This window comes from Pseudoalteromonas peptidolytica (genome assembly GCF_012641745.1).
GTDB classification, from domain to species: Bacteria; Pseudomonadota; Gammaproteobacteria; order Enterobacterales; family Alteromonadaceae; genus Pseudoalteromonas; species Pseudoalteromonas peptidolytica.
Genome location: NZ_WEHZ01000007.1, coordinates 76,555 through 101,141, shown reverse-complemented (window position 1 = coordinate 101,141; position 24,587 = coordinate 76,555). Strand labels below are relative to the sequence as shown.

General features: G+C 42.9%; 20 protein-coding genes, 7 tRNA genes and 1 pseudogene. 3 read left to right on the top strand and 25 right to left on the bottom strand.

The genetic code is table 11. From position 1 onward, the window contains the following. Window positions 1-5: 5 nt before the first annotated feature. The 13 genes from F9Y84_RS06535 to murJ all read right to left on the bottom strand — a co-directional run bounded on the left by F9Y84_RS06535 (window position 6) and on the right by murJ (window position 14,670). On the bottom strand, window positions 6-443 hold the full coding sequence (locus F9Y84_RS06535) for a type IV pilin protein (protein ID WP_147388833.1): 438 nt from the start codon (window positions 441-443) through the stop codon (window positions 6-8). Next, complete coding sequence (locus F9Y84_RS06530; protein ID WP_192503250.1) at window positions 430-3,555, bottom strand: pilus assembly protein; 3,126 nt, start codon at window positions 3,553-3,555, stop codon at window positions 430-432. Before F9Y84_RS06530 ends, F9Y84_RS06535 begins: the two co-directional genes overlap by 14 nt. Before the next feature lie 19 nt (window positions 3,556-3,574). Next, a complete protein-coding gene (locus F9Y84_RS06525) occupies window positions 3,575-4,036 on the bottom strand; it encodes a pilus assembly protein PilX (RefSeq protein ID WP_147388832.1) in 462 nt (153 codons plus the stop codon). Beyond that, on the bottom strand, window positions 4,024-5,031 hold the full coding sequence (locus F9Y84_RS06520) for a PilW family protein (RefSeq protein WP_147388831.1): 1,008 nt from the start codon (window positions 5,029-5,031) through the stop codon (window positions 4,024-4,026). The genes F9Y84_RS06525 and F9Y84_RS06520 overlap by 13 nt, the downstream gene beginning before the upstream one ends. Further along, complete coding sequence (pilV, locus tag F9Y84_RS06515; protein ID WP_147388830.1) at window positions 5,028-5,582, bottom strand: type IV pilus modification protein PilV; 555 nt, start codon at window positions 5,580-5,582, stop codon at window positions 5,028-5,030. Before pilV ends, F9Y84_RS06520 begins: the two co-directional genes overlap by 4 nt. A gap of 102 nt (window positions 5,583-5,684) precedes the next feature. Next, window positions 5,685-6,371 carry a LytR/AlgR family response regulator transcription factor gene (locus tag F9Y84_RS06510; protein ID WP_147388829.1) on the bottom strand — a complete coding sequence of 229 codons (687 nt, stop codon included), beginning with the start codon at window positions 6,369-6,371 and terminating at the stop codon, window positions 5,685-5,687. Then, complete coding sequence (locus F9Y84_RS06505) at window positions 6,368-7,372, bottom strand: sensor histidine kinase (RefSeq protein WP_147388828.1); 1,005 nt, start codon at window positions 7,370-7,372, stop codon at window positions 6,368-6,370. The genes F9Y84_RS06510 and F9Y84_RS06505 overlap by 4 nt, the downstream gene beginning before the upstream one ends. Window positions 7,373-7,384: 12 nt before the next feature. Then, window positions 7,385-8,314: a 4-hydroxy-3-methylbut-2-enyl diphosphate reductase gene (gene ispH, locus F9Y84_RS06500; protein ID WP_128731376.1), complete on the bottom strand. Its 930-nt coding sequence runs from the start codon at window positions 8,312-8,314 to the stop codon at window positions 7,385-7,387. Continuing rightward, window positions 8,314-8,754 carry an FKBP-type peptidyl-prolyl cis-trans isomerase gene (gene fkpB, locus F9Y84_RS06495; RefSeq protein WP_125254255.1) on the bottom strand — a complete coding sequence of 147 codons (441 nt, stop codon included), beginning with the start codon at window positions 8,752-8,754 and terminating at the stop codon, window positions 8,314-8,316. Before fkpB ends, ispH begins: the two co-directional genes overlap by 1 nt. Then, the gene (lspA, locus tag F9Y84_RS06490) at window positions 8,751-9,254 is read right to left on the bottom strand and encodes a signal peptidase II (protein WP_125254256.1); all 504 of its coding nucleotides are present in this window, start codon (window positions 9,252-9,254) and stop codon (window positions 8,751-8,753) included. Before lspA ends, fkpB begins: the two co-directional genes overlap by 4 nt. A 9-nt stretch (window positions 9,255-9,263) precedes the next feature. Further along, window positions 9,264-12,092 carry an isoleucine--tRNA ligase gene (gene ileS, locus F9Y84_RS06485; protein ID WP_125254257.1) on the bottom strand — a complete coding sequence of 943 codons (2,829 nt, stop codon included), beginning with the start codon at window positions 12,090-12,092 and terminating at the stop codon, window positions 9,264-9,266. A 21-nt stretch (window positions 12,093-12,113) separates the two neighbouring features. Beyond that, entirely contained in the window at window positions 12,114-13,040 is a 927-nt protein-coding gene (gene ribF, locus F9Y84_RS06480) for a bifunctional riboflavin kinase/FAD synthetase (protein WP_147388827.1), read from the bottom strand. 67 nt (window positions 13,041-13,107) lie between these two features. After that, window positions 13,108-14,670, bottom strand: a complete 1,563-nt coding sequence (gene murJ / locus F9Y84_RS06475) for a murein biosynthesis integral membrane protein MurJ (RefSeq protein ID WP_280177899.1) — start codon at window positions 14,668-14,670, stop codon at window positions 13,108-13,110. A 426-nt stretch (window positions 14,671-15,096) separates the two neighbouring features. Here murJ and rpsT point away from each other — a divergent pair, with 426 nt between their 5' ends. Both rpsT and F9Y84_RS22615 read left to right on the top strand, forming a co-directional pair. Continuing rightward, window positions 15,097-15,357 (top strand): 30S ribosomal protein S20, encoded by a 261-nt coding sequence (rpsT, locus tag F9Y84_RS06470; protein WP_010370978.1) that lies wholly within the window; start codon window positions 15,097-15,099, stop codon window positions 15,355-15,357. Between the two features lie 28 nt (window positions 15,358-15,385). Further along, window positions 15,386-15,433 (top strand): annotated as a pseudogene (locus tag F9Y84_RS22615) (DUF3789 domain-containing protein); the annotation flags it as partial. A gap of 18 nt (window positions 15,434-15,451) precedes the next feature. Here F9Y84_RS22615 and F9Y84_RS06465 read toward each other — a convergent pair. After that, window positions 15,452-15,835, bottom strand: coding sequence for a response regulator (locus tag F9Y84_RS06465; RefSeq protein ID WP_125254259.1), 384 nt, complete (start codon window positions 15,833-15,835; stop codon window positions 15,452-15,454). 92 nt (window positions 15,836-15,927) lie between these two features. On the opposite strand from F9Y84_RS06465, the gene F9Y84_RS06460 reads away from it, so the two are divergent. Further along, window positions 15,928-16,401: a hypothetical protein gene (locus F9Y84_RS06460; RefSeq protein WP_147388826.1), complete on the top strand. Its 474-nt coding sequence runs from the start codon at window positions 15,928-15,930 to the stop codon at window positions 16,399-16,401. Between the two features lie 181 nt (window positions 16,402-16,582). Here the strand turns inward: F9Y84_RS06460 and F9Y84_RS06455 are convergent, their stop codons facing one another. The 11 genes from F9Y84_RS06455 to F9Y84_RS06405 all read right to left on the bottom strand — a co-directional run bounded on the left by F9Y84_RS06455 (window position 16,583) and on the right by F9Y84_RS06405 (window position 24,548). Next, the gene (locus F9Y84_RS06455) at window positions 16,583-19,660 is read right to left on the bottom strand and encodes an error-prone DNA polymerase (protein ID WP_147388825.1); all 3,078 of its coding nucleotides are present in this window, start codon (window positions 19,658-19,660) and stop codon (window positions 16,583-16,585) included. Further along, on the bottom strand, window positions 19,660-21,057 hold the full coding sequence (locus tag F9Y84_RS06450; RefSeq protein ID WP_147388824.1) for a Y-family DNA polymerase: 1,398 nt from the start codon (window positions 21,055-21,057) through the stop codon (window positions 19,660-19,662). Before F9Y84_RS06450 ends, F9Y84_RS06455 begins: the two co-directional genes overlap by 1 nt. Window positions 21,058-21,059: 2 nt before the next feature. After that, window positions 21,060-21,746 (bottom strand): translesion DNA synthesis-associated protein ImuA, encoded by a 687-nt coding sequence (gene imuA / locus F9Y84_RS06445; protein ID WP_147388823.1) that lies wholly within the window; start codon window positions 21,744-21,746, stop codon window positions 21,060-21,062. A gap of 570 nt (window positions 21,747-22,316) precedes the next feature. Next, window positions 22,317-22,393 (bottom strand) — tRNA-Asp (locus F9Y84_RS06440). A gap of 28 nt (window positions 22,394-22,421) precedes the next feature. Next, window positions 22,422-22,498, bottom strand: a tRNA-Asp gene (locus F9Y84_RS06435). Window positions 22,499-22,539: 41 nt separating this feature from the next. Continuing rightward, window positions 22,540-22,616 (bottom strand) — tRNA-Asp (locus F9Y84_RS06430). A gap of 49 nt (window positions 22,617-22,665) precedes the next feature. Further along, window positions 22,666-22,742: transfer RNA gene (locus F9Y84_RS06425), tRNA-Asp, on the bottom strand. A gap of 32 nt (window positions 22,743-22,774) precedes the next feature. Next, window positions 22,775-22,851: transfer RNA gene (locus F9Y84_RS06420), tRNA-Asp, on the bottom strand. 32 nt (window positions 22,852-22,883) lie between these two features. Continuing rightward, window positions 22,884-22,960, bottom strand: a tRNA-Asp gene (locus tag F9Y84_RS06415). Between the two features lie 30 nt (window positions 22,961-22,990). Continuing rightward, a tRNA-Asp gene (locus tag F9Y84_RS06410) sits at window positions 22,991-23,067 on the bottom strand. Window positions 23,068-23,177: 110 nt separating this feature from the next. Next, complete coding sequence (locus tag F9Y84_RS06405) at window positions 23,178-24,548, bottom strand: TIGR03503 family protein (RefSeq protein WP_147391319.1); 1,371 nt, start codon at window positions 24,546-24,548, stop codon at window positions 23,178-23,180. Between the last annotated feature and the right edge of the window lie 39 nt (window positions 24,549-24,587).

The window sequence follows — 24,587 nt, the reverse complement described above, 5'->3', positions numbered from 1 at the left end:
TGTGCTTATCGCTCCCAACAACGATCAATTTGGGCTTGCCCTACTACGCCAGCTACGCCACGCACACCAAGCTCGTCAATTGTTAGTGCTGGACATTCTTGGTCTCCTCTTACTGGGCCCGCAGTTGCAGTTGCAACAACCCTGAATGTATCTACAGTGACATTTTGTAAGGTAATAACAAAGTAACCATTACCTGTTTCCCGAGGTACTCCTATTGCACCTAAATCATTGGAGTAGCGACGATTATCAACAAAAAACTGTTCTTGCTTATTTGCTGCATCGAGCAACACAGTCATCGCCTCAGCACGTGCACCTCGTCTGACGTAGTCAGTATAATTAGGGTACGCTATAGCTGACATGATGCCAATTATTACCACCACTATCATGACTTCGATTAACGTAAAGCCCTGACGATTATGAGGTAGCCCGTTAATTTTTCTCATCACTTTCTTCCCGTTTATAGATGTAAAGCTGCCTAGTTCTTATTCCTGTACTTTTACTTTTAAAAATTTCGATTAAACCATTTTCTCCGACGACAGGAACCGGCTCACTCGGAATACTTGGTGGCGCAAATGGCGTACTTGCATCAGGACCGGCTTCAATACCAGGACCTGGGATATAAACCACGTTTTCTCTCACGATCATGGTCGGTGTATCAGGTAAGTCTTGTGATGTAATATAGGTTTTACCTGTTCCATAATGAAGATGAAACATATAAAGCTGTCCTTTACCACCTGTCAATGTGCACTGTTGTGTTGTCTGATCAGCTGGCGTAAAGGAAGTATAATATGCAACTCCACCAATAACTGTTGTCGCAGCTAAGGACTTTTCGCCGCCGGATAGCTGATATTTCCAACCTTTAAATTTACTAAGCTCTACCTCTAGGTTGATAAATGTATTTAGATCGCTAACAGCATTACCAAATGGGTCGTTTTTCATTTCCATTAACTCTTCAACCAAAATGGGTTCGGGAATATCATTAACGAACGACTGTGTTTTGGTGTGTATATCTCGGATCATAAATAAATAGTCAGTCACACTTGAATCTGTTGGTTTGGAACGGTTACCACTACCAATGACAATAGCGTCAAATGGCGTGTCTTTCCTATCGATTCGAGTATCATTAACATTGTCTCTGTTCACTGTCTTTGTGACTTGGCTATAGAATGTCCTTGCCACAGTCGGGCGATAGAAAAAACGCCTATCTTGATCAGCTGCGGAGCTGCCTAAACGGGCAAGCTCAAAGTGTGTCCAAGGCTCGTCGCTATCATTGGGATTTGGACCAGGAATATCAATTCTCCAAATACTACCTGCGGTGTCGGCCAAATATATTCTGTCAACAAAGCCATCATAATCAGAGTCAGTCAGTGTTGGCTCCGCTACGATACTATGCTTTCCTTTAAAAGCATCACCTGTTAGTGACCAAACAATATCAGCATTGCTAGACATAATATCAACCATGTAAAGCCCTACGCCCTTATTGTCTTTATCTTCTGATCTCGAGACATTATCTTTATTCGTGTTATAACCCGCGGCGAATATTAATACAGGCCTTTCTTTTTGTTTTTCAATAAAAGAAACAACCGGCTTCGACCACGTTTGCCCTAGGTGATTAAACTTGGTCTTGTCACCAGAAATAGGCCCACCCCACAATAATTTAGGCGAATCAGGGTCGGTAATATCAAAGCCATAATACTCATTCCCGCCGCGTCGCAAACCAACAAACGCCCAGACTTTATCACCATTATCTACTTTGTGGTTCTTATTTAGGTCATGAAAATAAGTCGTAATTGGACCATCGACCCCATAAATTTTTGTTTCTGGTTTTTGTGTCTTAACTGAGTTTAAGACTGGCAGCAGCTCTCCAGGAATAAACGCCCAGCTCTCACTAACACTATTACCACTGTCTTTAAACATATGCAGCATACCAGCATTCGTACCGACGAGAATACGGACGTCTCCATTACCATAGTCAACCGTAGCAGGCTTTGAGTGAAGTGGATCGGCGAAAATATCCGCTCTTCTTTCTGAGCGGTTACTGTCGCCATCATCATCGTCAACATCTTGACCCATCGCCCAATCAAAAACTTCTTGTAATTGGCCCTCACTTGCCCCACTCATCTCCATAGCTGAAGCTAAACTAGCATGATCTCCGTAGGTATTTTTACCATTAGTATAGGTAAAACTAACCAGTGCACTGCCACCAAAATCAGATAGTACTTTTCTGCTGATCTGATTTTGAAGCGCGTAATTTACTCCGCCTTTTTCTATATTGTTACCATCTTTTGAGCCTGGTTCAGACCAGTAGGTTGTAACGTTAGTTGAAATGGCTCCTTTGCTGTCAATTGCTGACGTTTTCTCTTGGCCAATTATCTTCTTGTTCTCAAACTTTAGCTTTTTTAAGTTACCACGCCAGCGTGTATGAGTTTCAGGTTTGAACAAAGTATAATAAAGCGCATCACCAGTTTGCGTTTGATCTTCTGCATTAGCAGAAACGGTTGGCGAGCTGAAGCTAGCGCTAATGTTACGAATGTTGGTGATGGTAGTTTTTAGTACGTCTGACAACTCATTTGCGCTATTAGCATGTAGGTATTGTCCACCGCCCTGCTCTGCGGTTTCAGCAAGTAAATTCTTACCTAGCTCTGACATCCCATTACCAAATCCAATGGTAAATACACGTGCAAAATCATGTTCATCTGGGGTAGTCGGATATAAGTCAACCTTTACCTGCGAAGTACCACGCATGGCTTTTGCTAATGCTGGTAAGTAGTTTCTGGTAACGCCAGAGCCTGCATTTACATCAAAATAATCCGGATATGCGCCATACACAGAATAATACTCATTGACTATGCTATTATTCGAGTCGGTATCACTAGTTGGATCGCCATCTGTCATCAAGATCAAATTTACAGATGTATCACAGCGCTCTTCTGCACCGGGCTGACGCTTAAATGCAGAAATGTAATCACCACCACTTTCAATACTTCTATCTCGGTCATAGCCACCATTCTCTCCCCAATATACATCTCCGCCTTTTAAGTAGTTATAAAGCTCCCACAGCGTTTCTGATAGCGGAGTTGACCCCGATGCTGGCAAGGCGTTTATTTTATCTACAATATCAGACTGGCTGCTGCCAATGCCATTTAAAATATATCCACCACTTGATGAATACAGACGAGATAAGCCAAATTGAATGTCATCATTCTTAGTTACTAAGTTACGCATGGCGTCTTTAGCAACCTTTAAACGGCTATCGGCACAACCTTGAACAGCTTGGTTATATTGGTTAGCTTGGTAGCAATTACTACCGTTAAAGCACTCGGCCTCTCGATAGCCATACCGCCAGCGCCCTCGATACCTGTAGGAGTAGCGTTCATAGCAGGTTTTACCATTTTGTGAATCCCAAGCCATACTGCCTGAGGTATCAAAAAGCATCAAAACTCTCGGCTGCTCCCGAGTTGACACATTGTGTTTAACATAAAGTTCTATATCTTCCGCTTTTGCAGTCTGTAGCACTATTGCTATAACGGTAATAACATAAAAGAGCTTATTCATAGTCTGTACTCGAGAAATACTAGTTAGAAACACTGACAATTTCTTGGCCTATTCCCATCACAATTGTGACATTGTGACGACCCTTATCACCATACCCTACTGTGGCCTGTACCTCTGTCATGTTGCAAACAAAGCCTGCGGTATAATCAAATTGGCGTGGGCAAAATAGCTCCAGCTCACCATTGTTTAAATTCGTTACCGTAGCTTGAAGGCCGCCAGGAGTCTGTACTGTTGCACCATCATCAGCGAGTTGCTGCCGTGAACGTAAAAAAACGTTGTTTGGCGCCCTTTGTTCTTGCCTGATCAAGCGCTGCATTTCACCAAATAACAGACTTTCAGCTTCTTCTCGCTCCATCACCGCATGTGTCATTTTAATATCCAGTGTACTGGTACTCATCAGTGTCACCGCTATCGCCATCACAGCCACCACCATTACCATGGCCATGATCAAAACTACTCCTCGCTGTTTTACATTTCCCACGATGAGCCCCCCATGTTATGCATTGAAATAGTGGTTGAGAATACGGTGCGACGAATAGCGTCTGTGTAAGTCAGCTCACGTCTATTAGGGTCATTTCCTAGGGTGTACATTCGTGCCTGTACACCAAAGTCAGGATCGGGTTGCAATACCCTAACCAATACAAAAAGCTGTAACGACAAAATACCGCGGGTGCCTTCCCAATCGGTTTCAGACATATTGGCTGTGTGTCGATACCTATCAACGCGACCGTCATAGTCTGTATCTAGACCGAAAACAAAGCGGATTTGTTCAACCCCCTCAATGACCAGCTCATCACTCATTCCGCCATTGACGAGCAAACGTTGTCGCCTTAACACCGGAATGGTAAGGGTGCGATTATTGATCACTTGCTGTTCTTCACTGACATAATAAACGTGATGACTGTATGGCCATAACGTCGCGTTGACACTTGGCATATTAGCGATATTACCCCCAGCAATAAATTCAGCTTGCTCTTGCTGAGCAATAAAGTAATACCTTGTGTCTCGGATCGCCGCCATGTCAGGGACAAGCCCTACTGTTGTGACCGGGTTTCCTTCCAGAAATTTTACTTGTAGTACTTCTGATTGCGGTCTTGCAGATGTCACACAGCCGAGCGCTGTAGCATTAGTCGTAAATGTGGCCCAAATTGGTCTAAAGTTAGCTGGTTGGTTGTTCGGAAAACTGCCATTGTTAATCCCACCAGAACAGTCATTACCAGGGTTTGCTGGCGCACTTTGGTTATCCAGTGTAAACCCTTTGTCGTAAAACGTGCCCCAAAAACCAACTTGTTCAATATCACGACGCATAATTGACAACGCTAAACGCCCTTTTTCCTGAAGCTCTCCGATTTGCATGGTATCGCTTGTCGTGGCTTTCATTCCAACATAGGTGGCAATAACGCCACCTAAAAGCATGGCACCAATAAACATAGCTATCATGATTTCTAGCAAAGTAAAGCCAAGTACTTTTCTCATGGCTCACTCCTAATGAGTACAAATGTCTGCATTACAACCGCCCTGCGCCTATCGTCAGCCACACCACAATCACCTGCGGGGTTATTCTCTAGCGCTGTCATCGCTTGGCGACCGCGCCATGTTACGATAACCTCTACATTGATCCCCGAGGCGTCCGCCCCTGTCGTTGGATTAATACATACAACTGCATTATCCAATGCGCCTGTGTTTTCTCGCGCTCTAATCGCTCGACGCCAATTCGCAATATCCGTCTGTGCAATGGCTGCGGCATTACAAAAGTTGTTATAACATGCCGTTGTGTCTTGCACCGCTTCGGTACTATTAAAATCAACGTTGTATAAAGTAGCGATATTCGTTGCGTCGTTACTACGAATACGGTGCATAATGTCGCTGGCCAATTCAACTGCTGCCGCTCTTTGCATTGAGTCAAAGCTTGCTTGTTTTGCTTTTGCTTGCAGCGCCACCGCGCCTAATAACCCAAAGCTCAGAATCATAAAGGCAATGAGCACTTCTAACAGAGTGAAGCCTTGCTGCCTGTATTTTATCCTCATAGTGGAACCAGAATATTATTATCCTAGGTTCAGTGTAAACAGGAGGATCTGAAACTCAACGTGAAATGGTCTGAAAGGTTTATTTAGCCGATAAACGGTTTATTACAGTAGCGCTTTTAATTGGGAATAAGCTCTTCGACTCACTTCGTATCGTGCAGATAACGACTTTAAACCAACAAAGTGCTTGTGTCCCTGCGACTCCAATACAGCGATATCATTACGATTGACAAGCGTGCTTCGGTGGATTTGTACAAAGTGTGAGGGGAATTTATCCATCAATGCTTTGAGTGATATATCGACAAGTGCATCTGTCCCTGACTTTAACGTAATACGAGTATATTTATCATCTGCTTGTGCCACAAGCACATCGGCTAATTGCACATGACGAAGCTCATTTCCGACATGATAGCTAATCGTTTCTACTTCTGGGAAAATAGTCATCAATAAAGCCATCAACTTATCTTCGCGCAGCGGTTTCACCAAATAGCCATTAGCATGCAAATCAAATGCCTCAAGTGCATATTCTGGGTGTGCTGTTAAAAAAACAATTTTTATCCGAGGAAACCGCTGTCTAAGTTCAGTGGCAAACGTCAGACCGGACTCACCTGGCATAGAAATATCTAAAAAAATAAGTGTGACCGCCGTTTCATCAAGTACTGGTCTAGCACTTGCTGAGTTATTCGCTTCACCCACACAGACAAATCGCAACTGTTTGTCCATCAATCGTCTAATGCGAGCTCTTGCGAGTGGTTCATCATCCACAATGAGGTAAGGTATTAACGTATTCATAACGGTATACAAATAGAAACGGTAAAGCTGTCTTCACTGGCATTAACCTCAAAATCAACAGACGGTTCATAATATAGCGCCAAACGACGCTGGATATTACTCAGACCAATACCATGACCTTGGTGAGTAGGTTGTAATGTTGGATTGTAGGAGTTGGCAATCACTATCGTCAATATGCGCCCAGCTCGATGGATAGATATTTTAATATCTGCACCAGAGGGGTTTGGCTCAACAGCATGGCTTACTGCATTTTCTACGAGCGGCTGCAAAATAAGTGCAGGGATACGCTCATCTCCTATGATATTTTCTAGTATCCAGTCATCCCTCAAGCGCTCAGCAAACCGCCAGCGTTCCAGATCCAGATACGCTTTACACATTTGAATTTCATCGTCTAAACGTACAACACTTTGGGTTGACATCGCTGCACGGGATAAATCAGCTAGTGCTAGCGCTGATTTTTCTGCATTGCTCGGATCCAGATGTATCAACTCAGCAACCGTATTTAACGTATTATATAGAAAGTGCGGTCGGATCCTTGCCTGCAATGCTTCTAGTTCAGCCCGAGATAATGCTTCTACCTTGCGGATGTTGTCTGTAAAAATTGCGAGAAAGTGAGCAAAGATAGTCATAATGCACAAACACATTGCAATGTTCCGCCAAAGGTTGATCTCAACTTTGGCTTCATCAATCCATCCAAGTAGCGTAAATAAGTAAGGAAAGAACCAACTGGTGAGCGCCGTTGCCATCACAAACACTAAGATAAGTATGCCTGCTTCAACAAGATCAGAGCGAGTTTCTACGAAGCGACGTATCACTACTAAGATAGTGAGAGATAAAAAGCTCGTGAAGTGAATAAATAAGCTAACAAGACCCAAACTCTGCCAAAATGGTCCTGAAATGATCAAAGAGTATAAAAAAGCAAAGAGCTGCGAGGCAACTAGTAAAGCTAGTATGCCTCGTTCTGATAATAGTGCTGACAACAACCTAATTCTCGGTGTCATCGCCCTATCCTGCTATCTCAGCTCGACAGGAACTGCAAAGACAACATTTTCTTCTTGCCCTGGATTTTCAACAACGGTTTTACCGCCAAGTTCCTGAAGCCGAGTTATAACTTGCTGTACTAATACTTCAGGTGCCGATGCTCCTGCTGTCACACCAACTTTTTCGACATTTGATAACCATGACTCATCGATGGAAGAGGCGTCGTCAATCAAAAAAGATTTAGTGCCCATTTTATCCGACAACTCTCTCAAGCGATTCGAGTTTGAGCTGTTTTTAGCACCAACAACAAGAAGTAAATCAACTTTGTCTGCCAAGTCACGTACCGCATCTTGACGATTCTGGGTCGCATAACAAATGTCATCTTTACGCGGGCCACTTATGTTTGGGAACTTCTCTCGCAGAGCGTCTATAACGTCAGCTGTATCATCGACAGAGAGTGTCGTTTGGCTACAATAAAACACGTTATTGGCATCTTTAACTTCAAGCACCGCTACGTCTTCGGGTGTCTCAACAAGATAGATACCACCATTAGGGTTGTCATATTGCCCCATCGTCCCTTCAACTTCAGGGTGACCATGATGTCCAATCAGCACACATTCAGTGCCTCTTCGACTAGCGCGAGTTACTTCCATATGCACTTTGGTCACTAACGGGCAAGTAGCGTCAAACACTTTTAGCTCTCTGCGCTTTGCTTCGTTACGGACTTGCTGAGAAACACCGTGTGCACTAAAAATGACGATACTGTCATCGGGTACCTCATCCAGCTCTTCAACAAACACGGCTCCACGAGATTTTAAACCATCCACCACATACTTGTTGTGCACAACTTCATGACGGACGTAGATGGGCGCAGTAAAAATGTCGAGCGCACGCTCAACAATACTGATGGCTCTATCAACGCCAGCACAAAATCCTCTTGGGTTTGCGAGCAAGATTTCCATTAATTGCTTACCTCTAGGATTTCAACTTCAAATGTCACTTTTTGACCCGCAAGCGGGTGGTTGAAATCCACCGTTACCGAATCACCAGCAACTTCTCGGATCAACCCAGGTAGATCAGTACCATCAGGTTGAGTAAAGGCAATAATACTACCAACCTGAGCCGGTGTATCTGCACCAAATTTACTTCTATCAACGTAGTAAATATTGTCAGGGTTTGGTTGCCCAAACGCATCTTCTGGCTCAAGCTCAAACGACTTTTCATCGCCTGCTTTTAGTCCCAGTAAGCATTTTTCGAAGTTTTCAGTTAAGCTGCCATCGCCCATAAAAAGCTTGGCTGGTTTGTTATGGACCTTAGTCGAGTCGGCCGCTGAACCGTCTTCTAACTTTATTGAGAAGTGAAACAAAACCTCTGATTTTGCTCCAATCACTTGTTCATTCACGATTGTTTCTCCTGTGGTTTATCGCCACTGGTAAAGGCATCAAAAATAAGCAGTGCTGCACCACCAACAATTGCCATGTCCGCAACATTAAATGCCGGATAATGCCAATCCTGATAATAAAAGTGCAAAAAGTCGATCACATACCCGTGGATGATCCGATCGAATAAATTGCCAACTGCCCCTCCGAGTACGAGTGAATATGCAAGACCTAACTGCCAATTCGAAGCCGGAAGTTTGCGCAGCCAAAATACTAATAACGTACTAATGGCAATAGCAATACCACTTAAAAAATAGCGCTGCCAACCACCCGCATCACTTAAAAAGCTAAATGCAGCCCCATAATTGTGCATATAGGTTAAATTGAAGATAGGTAGGATATCGATGGACTCATAGAGATCCATTTCGGTCATTACCAGTGCTTTGGTGAAGTAGTCTACTGCAAAAAGCAGTAGACTAAGCCACAACCACACTAGACCACTTTTCTGTGTAGTTTGTGTCACATTTGACTCCTAGGCAAATTGGCGTTGCTCGCCATCACCTTCAACATTACTGATACAGCGACCACAAATATCAGGGTATTGTGAGTCACTACCTACATCATCAGTATAATGCCAACAACGGTCACACTTTTTAGCTTCTGTTGCAGTAACACTGATAAACAAACCATCTATTTCTGTTGAGATAGCATGTTCAGGCTGGCTATTCACCACCTCTACCACTGCTTTTGAAGTCAATAGTACGAAGCGCAGTTCATCACCGATAGCATTTAATTGCTCAGCTAAATCACCACCCGTGTACAGCGTTACTTCAGCTTGTAAAGTCGCACCAATAACTTCTTCTTTACGCGCATTTTCAAGTACACGGTTCACTTCGTCACGTACTGCCAGTAAGTTCTGCCAGTATTCGTTATTTAGTGACCCTTCTGTTGCACCTTCAATTGCATCATACCAAGTATCAGTAAATACGAACTTTCCACGTTCACCCGGTAAAACTTCCCAGATTTCTTGTGCGGTAAAGCTCATGATCGGCGCCATCCAACGTGTCATCGCCTCAGCGATATGATAAAGCGCTGACTGACAAGAACGACGAGCGTGGCTATCACTTTTCGCGGTGTATTGACGATCTTTAATTACGTCAAGATAGAAAGAGCCAAGCTCACCAGTACAGAAGTTCATAAGCTTTTGTGTAACTTGCAACATCTGATACTTGTCATAGGCTGCTTTGATCTCAGTTTGTAGTTGTGCTGCACGCGCTACAATCCAGCGGTCTAGCTCAACCATATCTTCTATCGCTACTAAGTCAGTTTTTGGATCAAAACCGCTTAGGTTAGCAAGTAAATAACGACTTGTATTACGAATACGGCGATAACGATCCGCTGAGCGCTTAAAAATTTCGTCAGATACCGTCATCTCAGCAGTATAATCTGTTGACGCAACCCACAGGCGCAGAATGTCTGCTCCCAGTTTATTCATAATATCTTGCGGTGAAATCACATTGCCCAATGACTTAGACATCTTGTGACCTTTTTCGTCTACCGTAAAGCCATGCGTTAGCACTTGCTTATATGGCGCATGACCGTTGATAGCAACAGAAGTCATCATTGATGACATAAACCAGCCACGGTGTTGGTCAGAACCTTCTAGATACAGATCAGCAGGACCGCTTAACTCCTCGCGGGCATCTACTACACAAGCGTGTGTTACACCAGAATCAAACCAAACATCGAGTGTATCTTGTACTTTAACGTATTGCTGCGCATCTGCATCGCTCAGTAAAGTTGTCGGCTCAAGGTCATACCAAGCCTGAATACCTTTCTCATCTACTAACTTGGCAACGGCTTCAATTAAGCTTTCTGTATCTGGGTGCAGGCTACCTGTGTCTTTGTCAACAAATAGCGCGATTGGTACACCCCAAGTACGTTGACGAGAAATACACCAATCTGGGCGACCTTCAACCATGTTTGCAATGCGGCTTTCACCCCACTCTGGTAACCATTCGGTCTTTTTGATTTCATTCAGTGAATCTGTGCGTAAGTTCGCTTGATCCATACTCACAAACCACTGCGGCGTCGCACGGAAAATAATAGGAGTCTTGTGGCGCCAGCAATGCGGGTAGCTATGCGTCAGTGCCTTATGGCGGAACAGCACACCTTTTTCGTTCAACAGTTCGATAATGCTGTCATTCGCTTTAAACACGTGCTGACCTGCAAAAATTGGCGTGTCCGGTAGATAAACACCATTTGCACCAACAGGGTTTGCAACTTCAAGGCCATAAGCCTGACCTGCTACAAAGTCTTCTTGACCGTGACCAGGTGCCGTATGAACAATACCAGTACCTGAATCTGTTGTTACGTGCTCACCTAAAATCACTGGAACATCAAAGTCCAAGAATGGGTGTACAACACGAAGATTTTCAAGTGCTGCGCCTTTTGCATACCCTAATACATGGAAGTGCTTAAAGCCAAAACGGTCTACTGCATCTTTGACTAACTCAGAGCCAAGTACAATTCGCTGCTCTTGACCTTCATCTTCGATTTGTACCAACGCATATTCTAGTGCACCATGTACCGCTACAGCGCGGTTTGCAGGCAATGTCCAAGGTGTTGTAGTCCAGATTGCAGTACTTACTTCGCCTTTGCCCTCATGGCCATCGGTCAAGCTAAACGCGTCGACAATTGCTGCTTGGTCTGCAAATACAAATTTTACGTCTATAGCTGGAGATTGCTTATCTTGATATTCAACTTCCGCTTCAGCAAGTGCCGAGCCACAGTCTGTACACCAATGAACTGGTTTTGCACCTTTGTGTAGGTGGCCATTTTTGATAATACGACCAAGTACACGAATAGCATTGGCTTCAAAATCAAAATTCATGGTTAAGTATGGTTTGTCCCAGTCACCCAAAACACCAAGACGCTTAAAGTCTACCTTTTGACCTTCAACTTGCTTTTTAGCATAGTCACGGCATTTTTCGCGAAACTCAGCAACTGATACCTTTTTGCCTGGCTTGCCAACTTTCTTTTCAACTTGTAGCTCAATGGGTAGACCATGACAGTCCCAACCTGGCACGTAGGGTGCGTCAAAATCTGAAAGCGTTTTTGACTTAATAATAATATCTTTTAGGATTTTATTTACTGAGTGACCTAGGTGAATATTACCATTTGCATACGGAGGACCGTCATGCAAAATAAATGGCTTTTTACCTTTTTTCGCAATGCGAATTTGACCGTATAAGTCTTCTTCATACCATTTTTTCAGCATCTTTGGTTCGCGTTGCGCCAAATTACCACGCATCGGAAACTCAGTTTCCGGTAGATTTAAAGTATGTTTGTAGTCGCTCATTTATCCTACTTTCCGTATCGGCTACGTTAAAGAAAAACACTGTTTTGCATGACTAACATCTCGGCTGATTTGCTCTGTTAGTTGCGACAATGTTTCGAATTTTTGCTCATCGCGAAGCTTTTCAATCAGCTCCACCTTCATAAATTGACCGTAGATGGTCTCATTAAAATTAAATAGATGCACCTCTAAGAGGGCTTTAGTGCCATTTAACGTTGGTTTAGTACCCACATTAGCTACACCATAATGTGTTTTTTGATTTACCGTTGCAATTACCGCATATACCCCACATACGGGACTGACCTGGCGTTTCAAGGCGATATTTGCAGTACGAAACCCAAGCTCTCTACCCTTTTTCCACCCATGGATAACACGACCAGAGATAGCGTAAGTATGACCCAGCATTTCATGTGCTTGGTTTAAGTCTCCCTGTGCCAGTGCGCTACGGATTAAGGTACTACTCACTCGGCAGTTTTGTTTACGAAAGCTTGCCGTATCCTTAACGTGCATACCAAGTGGTTCACCCACCCGCTTTAGCATCGAAAAATCTCCGGCTCGTTCACGGCCAAAACGAAAGTCGTCGCCAATAGTCAAGGCACGAGTACCGAGCTTAGCTATCAACACATCCCTAATAAATTGCTCGGCATCTTGTGATGCAAACTTATGATTAAAGTTCACACATATCACCCGTTCTATTCCCAATTCTTGCAATAAAACGAGTTTGTCACGCAGTCGAGTTAATCTTGCCGGCGCTTTATCTTTTGCAAAAAACTCCAAAGGTTGTGGTTCAAATAACATCACAGTGCTTGGTAGTTGGTAGTGTTTTGCATCGCTAATCAGCCCTTTCAAAACTTCTACATGTCCCAGGTGAACCCCATCAAAGTTTCCAATCGTCAACACACAACCAAAGTGATGTGGTCGAATATTATGGATCCCTCGGATTAGTTGCATAGTGCCGTGCCTTTGTGCAGCAAATATCAAAGAGCTCGATTATACCCAAGTTGCTTAAAAATGCGAATCAAGCATCACGGATTGTGTTGAATCTTACCCCTAGCATAAATAGTAGACTGAAATAGCTCACTATCGCGACCGTTAATAAACCACAAAGTAATAAAATTTGATCTATGAGTCCCCATGCTAGCCAATCAAATTGTATTGCCAAACTATATACCGAGATAGCCATAGCCACCGCCGATACCAAGCATTTTGCCGCAAAAGTTAATGAGAACCCACTTACCTTATACACCCCTTGACGAGATAAATGTCGATATAACAAAAACGCGTTGCAAGATGCAGATAAAGAAGTCGCAAGAGCTAAGCCAAGGTAACCAATAAATGGTGCCAACATCAGATTAAATACCATATTGAGCGCCATTGCGATAATCCCAATACGAACCGGTGTTTTGATGTCCTGCCTTGCATAAAAGCCTGGAGCTAAAACCTTAATTAACATAAAGCTAAGTAAGCCAACTGAATATGCTGCGACCCCCATGCTAACTTTATTAATGTTGTCTGCATCTTGCGATACGAACTCACCGTGACCAAATAAAACCGAGATGATAAGTGGGCTTATAACCATTAAACCAAGCATGGCAGGCAACCCCAAAAAGATCACAAAACGCACTCCCCAATCAAGCGTTTTTTGAAAGTCGGAGCCTTTGTCACCCGCATGCAGCTTAGAAAGTGCCGGTAAAATAACAGTAGCAATACCAACACCGAACAGCCCAAGTGGGAACTCAATCAGTCTGTCCGAATAGTACAGCCATGCAATAGAGCCTGTAACTAAAAACGAGGCAATCATAGTGTCTAATAATAAGTTAATTTGACTCACCGACACGCCAAATAATGCAGGTATCATTAACGTCCTCACTTTTGTCACCTCAGGACTTTGCCAAGCAAACCGCGGACGGCTTAAGACACCAAGCTTTAGCAAAAATGGGAGTTGAAAAAGTAGCTGTACAATACCACCAATAAATACACCTAAAGCCAGTGCATACGCGCCTTGCTCAAATTTATCATGAAGGAAAATAGCGCAAGCGATAATGGTAATATTAAGTAAAACTGGAGTAAACGCCGCGGCCGCAAAGCGGTTATACACATTTAATACTGCGCCACTTAGTGCAACCAAAGAAACAAAAAATAGATAAGGAAATGTAAGTTTTAATAACGCGCTTGCAAGGACAAATTTTTCAGCATCGGCTCCCTCTTGCATCCAATCTATAAACCAGCTTGTGCCAAATAATGCAGCAATGACAGGAGAGCCTATTACGCCTAAGATAGTGACACACAGTAAGACGGTTCCCAAGGTACCAGCGGCTTGTGCAACGAATAACCGTACTTTATCGTCGCCATGTTTTTCTTTGATTTCTGATAATACAGGGACAAATGCTTGAGCAAAGGCTCCTTCAGCAAATAATCTACGTAAAAAGTTAGGAATACGGTTGGCGAATAAAAAGACATCGGCGGCCAACCCTGCGCCCAGTAAATTTGCTACCACAGCATCGCGCACCAGACCGAGCACACGCGAAATCATTGTCATCGCGCTGACAATCATACCTGATTTAAATAACCCTTTTATCACCTTAACTCCTAAATTCAGCGATTAGCAGCAAATTATGCCACAGTCGTTGTGCATTTAGCACTAGGCGCGCTCGGTCAGCTTTGCTACAATACGCGCCATTAACCTAAGTAAGCCTATTGCACGTTAGTGGAATATAAACTGTTTACTCTGGTTCGAACCTGAGATTTTCAAGGCACCATGCAAAGCTACGGCTTTTCATTTTTTGTGCAACTTGGGATATTACGGGTTTACTTGCCTGTGTTAGACAAAAAGCATTACCTTACAATGCCTTTTGCTTGCAGGTTAAGAATTGAGAATAGCCCAAGTCAAGTCTTGGGTGTTGAACATTAGGCCGCGCTTGTTAATTTATATTGACTTTTGCGATTAAAACAGGCATATTCCTCGGCCTTTAAATTAAGCTTATTTTAAGATTGTTAGGAGCAAACCTTGGCTAACATCAAGTCTGCAAAAAAACGCGCTATCACTAGCGAAAAGCGTCGTAAGCACAACGCAAGTCGTCGTTCAATGATGCGTACATACTTCAAAAAAGTAATCGCTGCAATTGAAGCTGGTGATAAAGAAGCTGCAACTCAAGCATTTGCTGTTGCTGCGCCTATCCTAGACCGTTACGCAACTAAAGGTCTAATCCACAAAAACAAAGCTGCTCGTCATAAGAGTCGTTTAGTTGCTAAGATTAAAGCACTTTAATTTGTTGCTGGATTGAAAAAACCGACGCTTAGTCGGTTTTTTTATATCTGTAATTCACATGTGTTTATGTCAATGAATGAATTTGGTATAACCACTACACCAATTCTAGATCTGGGTAAAACTTCTTCAACATAGCTGCGATTTTCTTAGGTGAGAATGGCTTTACAACAAACCCTTTTGCGCCACGTTCAATAGCATCTTTTACATTGTCTACCGTTGAGTGGGCGGATACCATAACCACATTGACATTCGGGTTAATCTCGTTAAGCGTCGCAATTAACTCTTTACCATCACCGTCTGGTAACTCAATATCCAAGAAGACAATATCAAAGTGCTGCTCTTCACATGACTTTACGCACTGTGTTGCTGTTGAGGCTTCACGCACATGGTCAATGCCTAAGTGCATCAAGGTTTGATGTAAAAAACTGCGAACTGTCCCTACATCATCAACAATTAAAATAGAGATACTTTGATCCATAGTCCTTTCCCGTAGGCTGTAATGTAAAAATAGGCTATTATATTTAGCATAGAAGCATTATAGAGACCTGCAACTAAAAGGCTACTTAAAGCATGGCAAAAACATCAAAAAAACAATCGCTTTTAGGCCAAGTACAGCCCAGCACCAAAAAACCAATAAAGCGCAAGGTACAAAACCATCGCACCTCACCGCAGCAGGTAGCTGCACTGAAAGCGCAACAAGCAGCAGCACTTCAAAATCAACAAAGTAGCCTAAATGAGGAAAAACCAAAACGCAAAGCAAAGTGGATAATACTTGGTGTGTTACTCGCTTTATTTATTGTTTTTCCAAAGCCAAAGTTAATTACTTATGAAAAATTAGGTCTTGTTGCAAGCAGTGTTTATTGGCCAGGGCTACCAGGGATAGATCCTGTGCTATTTGATTCAAGTTTACACCCTCAGCCCGCGCTTGAGCGTAATACACTATACCTATGCCACGATTTGAAAAAACCAGACACGTGCCAAAAGTACCAAATAATCAAACAAGAAGGTTTTATTGCTGCAACCATCAAATTGATTAAAGGATAGCAATAATTATATCTTAAAAGAGGCATTTAACTTTTCAGCGATAAGATTAATTGCATCCACGCTCATTGCCACTTCCAAAAAATGGGTGCAATACCAGCAGTTGATTATTAACAGTAATCTCAATAAAACTAACGCCAACAGCGGGGAGCCAAAAAACATTTATTTTTGAAACAATAAATGCTTATCGAAAAGCGCGTGCTTTAATAGTCATCGCTTCTAGTAACTCAGTTCTATCAATCAACTTTCCTGCTATCACATGTACAACCTCCCCCTCTTTTTCCAGTATGCCCTTTACTTCTAGTAGTTGGGCTCCCATATAAGCCTGTTTTTGTGCTCTTGCTGTGCCAGACCAAACAATTACATTCATATTGCCCGTTTCATCTTCCAACGTAAAAAAAGTAACTCCTTTTGCAGTTCCAGGCGATTGCTTTCCAGTGACAAGACCTACCACTGTTACTAAGGACTTATGTGTGCGGTAAAGTAATTCATTTGCTTTCACCGTACGACTGATCAATTTAGCTTGTTCAAGTTGCTTAACTGGATGGGTTCGTAGGGAAACTTTAGTGGTATTGTAATCTTCTCGAAGCTCCTCAAACTCACTGGTTTGAAAGTGATTATATTGGGGTGCAGATTCTTCAAGTTCAACAAATAGTGGCAAAGCCCTACTTTGATCTGCCAAAGACCACCTCCCGGCATAGCGACTATCAACAAAGCGATGTAAAGCATCTGCTGAAATCAACTTTTTAATCGTGCTTTTCGCAATACCAACTTGTTGTAACTGTGCGATCCGATGAAACCCGCTGTCAGGTCTTTGTTGTGTGATATGCTGCGCCTCAGTCTCACTTAAGCCCTTTATTAGCCTGAGTCCTAACCGAATAGCAAAAGTGTTTGTGTTATCTGCTTTCACAACTAGGTGATGATAGTCTGAGTGGTTTATACAGATAGGTAGAATAGTCACATTATGTCTAGCGGCATCTTGCAACAGCTGTGAAGCCGAATAAAACCCCATTGGTAAGCTATTAAGTAACGCAGTATAAAACATAGCTGGGTAATAGTATTTCAACCATGCAGAGGCATAAGCCAGCACAGCAAAAGAGGCTGAGTGGCTTTCAGGAAAACCATATTCACCAAAGCCACAGATCTGCTCAAAAATACGCTCAGCAAACTGTGCTTCATAGCCCCGCTCCAACATGCCTCGAATGAGCTTTTCTTTAAACTGCATCAGCTCTCCGGTTTTTTTCCATGACGCCATGGCTCGGCGTAGGCTATCTGCTTCTCCTCCCGTGAATCCAGCTGCAACCATAGCTAGTTTTATCACTTGTTCTTGGAAGATGGGAACCCCCATGGTCCTCTCTAATACCGATTTAACCGCTTCAGATGGATAGCTTACCTGTTCTTCTCCCTCTCGGCGCTTTAAAAATGGATGAACCATATCACCTTGAATAGGCCCTGGCCGTACGATTGCAATTTGAATCACCAAATCATAATAGCAAGCAGGCTTGAGCCTTGGTAGCATACTCATTTGAGCGCGTGACTCCACTTGAAATACCCCAATGCTATCGCCTTTTTGCAGCATTTTGTAAACCAAAGGGTCGTCTTGCATACGCGTTAATTGGGCTAAATCCAAGCTTTTATCTGTATGTTGAGCTATATAACCAAAGCACTTGCGTATTGCGCTTAACATTCCCAACGCAAGTACATCCACTTTAAGCAGCTTTAGTGTTTCTAAGTCATCTTTATCCCATTGAATAATCGTGCGCTCGGGCATGGCTGCATTTTCTGTGGGAACTAGCTCATGCAGCGGGCTTTGTGAGATCACAAAGCCACCAACATGCTGTGATAAGTGCCTTGGAAAACCAATAATTTCATTTACAAGTTGAATAAAATGCTGTCCCTTTAGCGAACTTGGTTCAAAACCAAGCTCAACCAACTGCGCTTGCCAATTAAGTCCTTTATCACGCCTATTCAAGTGCTTAATAAAGTACTCTATTTGCGCCATCTCAATGCCTAGAGCCTTACCGACATCACGCATTGCACTTTTTAAACGATATGTGATCACCGTTGCAGCAAGCGCAGCCCGTTTGCGGCCATACTTATTGTAAATATACTGAATAACTTCTTCGCGGCGTTGATGTTCAAAGTCCACATCAATATCCGGCGGCTCATTGCGCTCTTTACTGATGAAACGTTCAAATAGCACGCCCACTTGTCTAGGATCGACTGCGGTAATTTCCAAACAATAACAAACGACAGAATTTGCCGCTGATCCGCGTCCTTGATACAGGATGTCATGTTGCTTGGCATACATCACAATATCGTGAATAGTAATAAAGAAAAATGGATAGTCTAGCGCTTCAATTAGTGCCAACTCTTTTTCTATTGTCGCGGCAATTTCTGGCGGCACACCATCTGGAAAACGAGTTTTTTTACCTTTTTCAACCAGTGAACGTAAGTAAGCCATAGGTGTTAATCCTTGAGGCACAAGCTCTTGAGGATATTGATACGCTAAATTGGCTAAATTAAAATCACATTGCCTAGCAATATGCTCACTCTCTTCAAGTAAGCTAAGTGCATATAGCTTTTTGAGCTTGGGAATAGGCCTAAGCGCAAACTCAGCATTGCTGATCATAAACTCTGGAATATCACTGATCACACGATTCAAGCGGATAGCGGTGAGCGTATGCTGTAGCGCCAGTCTGGATGGACAGTGCATTAATACCCCACCAACTGCACATAGAGGTATATGATAGGCTTTTGCAAGTTTGATACAATGCGCAAAATAACGGTCGTCTTCTACAGCTAATTTGCGCTGATAAGCAATCCATACTCTGTCGTGATGATATTTACAAAGCCACTGTACTGATTGAGTATCTTGGATATTGCCCTGTGGTAGCCACAATAGTAAAACATGTTTAAGGGACATAATATCCCATTCACTCAGTTGATAAGCGCCCTTTTCACTGCGTCTACGAGCGTTGCTAATCACTCTACATAGTTCAGAATAAGCAAGTTGATTTGGACAAATCGCAACAAACTTAATGTTCTGGTATTTTAATAAGCTCCCTATAATAAGCTTTATCTTGAGCTTATGCTCTTGTATATAGGCGTGAGCACGAACAATACCCGCTAATGAACACTCATCGGTAATAGCAATAGCACTGTAACCTAAAAAGTCCGCTTGTTTTACCAGCTCTTCTGGTCGTGAAGCTCCGGTTAAAAACGAAAAATTACTCTGGCAAAATAGCTCTGCATACGACATTAACTAAACACCCCATGGATATACCATTGATTACTGTGCTCGCGAAATACCCATAAATGCTGGTCTTGTTGGTTTTGCACAATAAAATAATCACGTTGAACTGGCTCACCATCCCACCATCCGGATACTATTCGCTCAGGGCCTGAGATGACTCTGACTTTTTCACATAAAGGCCGTGGCTCAGACAACAAAATAGTCGGCCTTGGTGGAGTTTGAATATTGCTAATATCAGGTGTACGACTATACGTACTGGCTTTCTCGGGGCGAGGATCTCCCGTTAATTTTAGGTGCTGCACAGCTTGATCACCAAGTTTTGTACATAAGATAGATAATAACCCCTGCTGGGATATCGCACTTTGTTGGGCTGAAAATAAATCCTGCACCGTAGCATGTTGTGTTTCTAGTTCATCGACTTTTAACGATACGCTTTGTACTGGGGCCTCGAGCGTAATAGACTCCAGTTTTAGATCTAGCAGTCGTCGCCAATATGATATTCGATATTCGGGCTCAGCACTGTGTAACGTGACCTCCAAAGCGTTTTTGTCTCTCAGCACAAATGTAAAGTTGACGGCTCTGGTCACTAGACTGCGTTTTTGTAAAAACATCGATAAACGTGATAATAGATACCCTATTGGCTTATCTAGCCACGCAACCACTTCCACTTCATATAGTAAAGGGGCTGTTAACTCGAATACCTCAGGAGGATGATAAAAAGTGGGAGTTTCTCTTAGCTTACCAAATAAGCAACCAACATAATGCACCAGCTCAGTATCAAACCGTTTTGCTAATTCAGACAGCGTAAACTGTTCCAGCTGCGCTACCGTTTTCACGCCTGTGCGTATCAGCTTATCTATCACTTTTTCTGCAAGAGTCGTGTGCTGCAACGTCACTTTACTCAACGCATAACGAGTTTGTGAGGCGGTTAATTGCAAAGTATCGTTGTGGCTCCGCGCTAATAGCTTAGCCATGGTTATTGATACGCCAACACCATAGTGATAGCTGACCTCTAATTGGCGTAGTTGCTCGGTAATCACGAGCCAATAGCAGCTCAAATCTTTGTGTAAAGACAACATGCCATCCACTTTAAGCGCAATACCATTAGGTGACTCTATCACCAAATCAGCGCTAACTTGGTACAGTGCATCTGCAATTTCAAGCAACTGTTGACGCTCTAGCTGGCTATCATATGCTAAAACATGAAGCTGCATACATAATGCGCAGGCCGTACCTAATCCCATGCCAATTTTTATGCCTTTTTGCTCTGCAACAGAGTTTAATTGCACTACCTGATTCTTGCGCCCATCAATGATAACAACAGACGAGATAAAATCAGTTGTAGTTGCTTGCTTACTTATTCCCTCCAGCTGCAGCATTGGAAAATAAAGATATATCCACATAATTAGCTCGTTAACCGCTGATCATATCCACAAGGCATGGTGATACTCTCATCTATATTCGGTAAGGTTTGCTTTTCAAGTTCCGGCCAGTAGTTTGTATTACGCAGCTTAATGGCATGCTGGGAAAAAGACCCTCTTTGCTTTTTTATCGACACCTGTAAGGCACAGGGCTTTGCCTCTAGTACCAAAGAAAGAGAAAAAGGCAAGGTACTCATGTATTGCCCTTGATGTAAAACAAATAACCGACTATCGCCAGATTGCGCAGCTAACTGCAAACGCTTCACCACAGCGATAGAAAGCGCATCCTGCCAAAGTACTACAGCACTCGATGCTCCACTTTTTAAACATTGCTCAGCAGCCCATAATGCTTCGCTATCGCTTTTTGGCTGCAATATTACAAACTCACTTAAGTCTAGTGATAAGTAATTAATTGCAGCAGCCTGCACTCGACCCGGTGGATTAATTAACACCTTTAAGCGCTTTTCTTGTGTAAAATGAGGCAGTATTAGACGTAGCTCCCCTATACCAACAGCTGTTTGAATATCTATCACACCATGCTTAGGCCAACCTCCTTGCAAAACACTATCAAGCAAGGTAAACCCGGTACTTACCGCTTCAGGCTTACATACTCGACCACGTCCGCGCCAAAGCAAATTTTTACGCTCAAGAAGCTCTAGATAATTAGCCATAACCCACCAACACTGTTTATATATACAGTATATTTAAATCTGTAAGGATCGCAAGTAGATCATAAAAAATCGAGATAGAGCCTCGCTCAAAAGCATAGGAGTGAATATGGGGTCAGCCAAAAACTTATACCAATTTGCTTAATTAAGTGGTCTATTTTGAGGCGAGAAAATCTTGTCGATAACGAGGCAAAAATTTTGCTATTTAGTTGTTCTAAATAAGAAATTTTTAACGCTGTTAGCGTCAGATTTACTCCTTCAAATTGAGCAAGTATTAAGTCTAATTGGTATTATGTTAGTTTGTTTAGAAACATGAACTATGTTGAAGCAAAAGGTTTGCTACTTACTTGTTCTAAATAAGAAATTTTTAGCACTGTTAGGCTTGGATTTATATCTTCACATTGAGCAATGTATTAAGAAAAATTGGTATATACCACCTTTTGACATCATACAGACAAGGCGTAAAAATAGATTTTAGTATACGGTGAGCTTTTATTTAGGTTGTGAATAGATTCAATAAGAAGGGACTTTTACTTTGAATAATTAAGTTTGCTTAGAGGAAACAATGCAAACTGGCGGAGTGGACGGGACTCGAACCCGCGACCCCCGGCGTGACAGGCCGGTATTCTAACCAACTGAACTACCACTCCGCAGTGATAGATTTGCAAGATATCTTAATGGCGGAGTGGACGGGACTCGAACCCGCGACCCCCGGCGTGACAGGCCGGTATTCTAACCAACTGAACTACCACTCCGCAGAGATATCTTAATGACATTATTTTACTCGTTTTGGTGTTGGCGGAGTGGACGGGACTCGAACCCGCGACCCCCGGCGTGACAGGCCGGTATTCTAACCAACTGAACTACCACTCCAGCGAGTAAACAAGCTGTCATAAAGCTTGAATATAGTTATGCGATACATTGGCGGAGTGGACGGGACTCGAACCCGCGACCCCCGGCGTGACAGGCCGGTATTCTAACCAACTGAACTACCACTCCACTGAGTATTCGCATTTTTTGCTTCGAAGTGTTGGCGGAGTGGACGGGACTCGAACCCGCGACCCCCGGCGTGACAGGCCGGTATTCTAACCAACTGAACTACCACTCCATAAGAAGCAAATGCACGTTTGTAATAAGTATTGGCGGAGTGGACGGGACTCGAACCCGCGACCCCCGGCGTGACAGGCCGGTATTCTAACCAACTGAACTACCACTCCAGCGCGACTTATTGATACTACGAAGAAATTTGGCGGAGTGGACGGGACTCGAACCCGCGACCCCCGGCGTGACAGGCCGGTATTCTAACCAACTGAACTACCACTCCGCGTCATATTCTTGCAGTGTTTGCTGTAAGGTGTGCTCCCTGACAGCGGCGTGAATAATACGAATGACCCCCTCATGAGTCAACCGTTTTTTGAAAAAAAACCGTGTTTTTTAGTTATCTTTCATCGAAAGGTTCAAAATATCACCTGATTTATCATTTTTTGAACCATTTGCAGTTGTGTTATTTTCATCTTCCCCCAAATCATTCAGATCAATCACTTCTTCTGTTTTCTTAAAAGGGTTCTTTAGTGCGGGTAATTTAATCTTTATTGGTTTTTTCTGAACAAAAACTCGGATCGCAAGCCAACCAATGAGTAAAACCACAAGGTTACCTGCCACAATAATGCTAATTAATAAGCCTGTACTGATTGTTGGTTCTGGCTCAGGCTCAGGCAGTGCTGTTTGCGGTAATTGCGGCGCTTCTAATTCTGGCACCTTTTCTATCGGTCTTTCTATTTCAAAATTATAGCTCGGTAATGTCGCCATAAACTCACGACCATTGATGTTTTCTCCAAATGCTGAAATCTCAACGCTATATCGTCCCCAATCATAGTTTTTTATTGCAAGCTGGCGATACAGACGTTCTTGTTTGTCTAAAGTGAACATCTGCTCTTCACCGTTAGGGTAAAAAATCTTACCTTGCAAAATGATTGTTTCTGGCTTCACCACCGACTCATCAATAGAGATGGTGAGGCCATGTTCAAACTCATTCTCTCCCGCTAACATCAGTTCAAAATTAAATGGTGGCTCTGCAATTATAATTGGGGGTTTGATGACTCTACGTTTGAGAATGGGAGTTTCTATAAAAAACTCAGGTTGCCACTCGCCTGCCGGAAAGTTAAGTTTAAACTCCCCAGTAAAAATACCGTCTAGTGGTCTTTCGTCGAACTCTCGACCATCATCTTTAAAATCCGTTACGCTTTGTGTACCTGCACCAAAGTTTGCATATTCATCATTATTGGTGCTAGAAAACTCAACATATAATGTAACGACATCCCGAAAATAGCCAACTTCAATTGGCTTGTCGTCATTGGTAACACGCCCTGTTACCTTTAGTACTTCACCACGAAAAAGAAGTGGCGGTAACGCCTCTACCTCAAGCTCAATATCTCCAAGTACCATGATCCGACTGTTTTTTTGAATTTGCCCAATCACTTGCCAAGGGCCCGGTGTGGGTTTTTTTAAGATGATAAGATCATAGCTAACTTCGTCATACCACTGTAAAGCGTCGTTATCCAACGAGCTTGTTGCATAGTATTTGCTACCATCTGGTTTTACCAATACAACAGCAGGCGTACCAGGAGCTCGAAAAAATAGCAGTGTTATTTCTTCAATGTTATGGTCAATTCGAAAACGGTTATCTAGCAGCGGAATTTCATTTGCCTTGCCATCTCGCTGTAGCATGGTAATTTGCGGTGTTTGCGCACTCACCACCATACTGACAAACAAAATAAGCACCAAAAAAAGCCGATGTAAAACCATGCATTAACCTTAATATCACTTTGGTGGAAAAGTTGACTG

Coding starts and splice junctions, on each gene's coding strand:
- F9Y84_RS06535 (WP_147388833.1), bottom strand. CDS start 443: ATGAGAAAAATTAACGGGCTACCTCATAATCGTCAGGGCTTTACGTTA.
- F9Y84_RS06530 (WP_192503250.1), bottom strand. CDS start 3,555: ATGAATAAGCTCTTTTATGTTATTACCGTTATAGCAATAGTGCTACAG.
- F9Y84_RS06520 (WP_147388831.1), bottom strand. CDS start 5,031: ATGAGAAAAGTACTTGGCTTTACTTTGCTAGAAATCATGATAGCTATG.
- pilV (WP_147388830.1), bottom strand. CDS start 5,582: ATGAGGATAAAATACAGGCAGCAAGGCTTCACTCTGTTAGAAGTGCTC.
- F9Y84_RS06510 (WP_147388829.1), bottom strand. CDS start 6,371: ATGAATACGTTAATACCTTACCTCATTGTGGATGATGAACCACTCGCA.
- F9Y84_RS06505 (WP_147388828.1), bottom strand. CDS start 7,372: ATGACACCGAGAATTAGGTTGTTGTCAGCACTATTATCAGAACGAGGC.
- ispH (WP_128731376.1), bottom strand. CDS start 8,314: ATGGAAATCTTGCTCGCAAACCCAAGAGGATTTTGTGCTGGCGTTGAT.
- ileS (WP_125254257.1), bottom strand. CDS start 12,092: ATGAGCGACTACAAACATACTTTAAATCTACCGGAAACTGAGTTTCCG.
- ribF (WP_147388827.1), bottom strand. CDS start 13,040: ATGCAACTAATCCGAGGGATCCATAATATTCGACCACATCACTTTGGT.
- F9Y84_RS06465 (WP_125254259.1), bottom strand. CDS start 15,835: ATGGATCAAAGTATCTCTATTTTAATTGTTGATGATGTAGGGACAGTT.
- F9Y84_RS06460 (WP_147388826.1), top strand. CDS start 15,928: ATGGCAAAAACATCAAAAAAACAATCGCTTTTAGGCCAAGTACAGCCC.
- F9Y84_RS06455 (WP_147388825.1), bottom strand. CDS start 19,660: ATGTCGTATGCAGAGCTATTTTGCCAGAGTAATTTTTCGTTTTTAACC.
- F9Y84_RS06450 (WP_147388824.1), bottom strand. CDS start 21,057: ATGTGGATATATCTTTATTTTCCAATGCTGCAGCTGGAGGGAATAAGT.
- imuA (WP_147388823.1), bottom strand. CDS start 21,746: ATGGCTAATTATCTAGAGCTTCTTGAGCGTAAAAATTTGCTTTGGCGC.
- F9Y84_RS06405 (WP_147391319.1), bottom strand. CDS start 24,548: ATGGTTTTACATCGGCTTTTTTTGGTGCTTATTTTGTTTGTCAGTATG.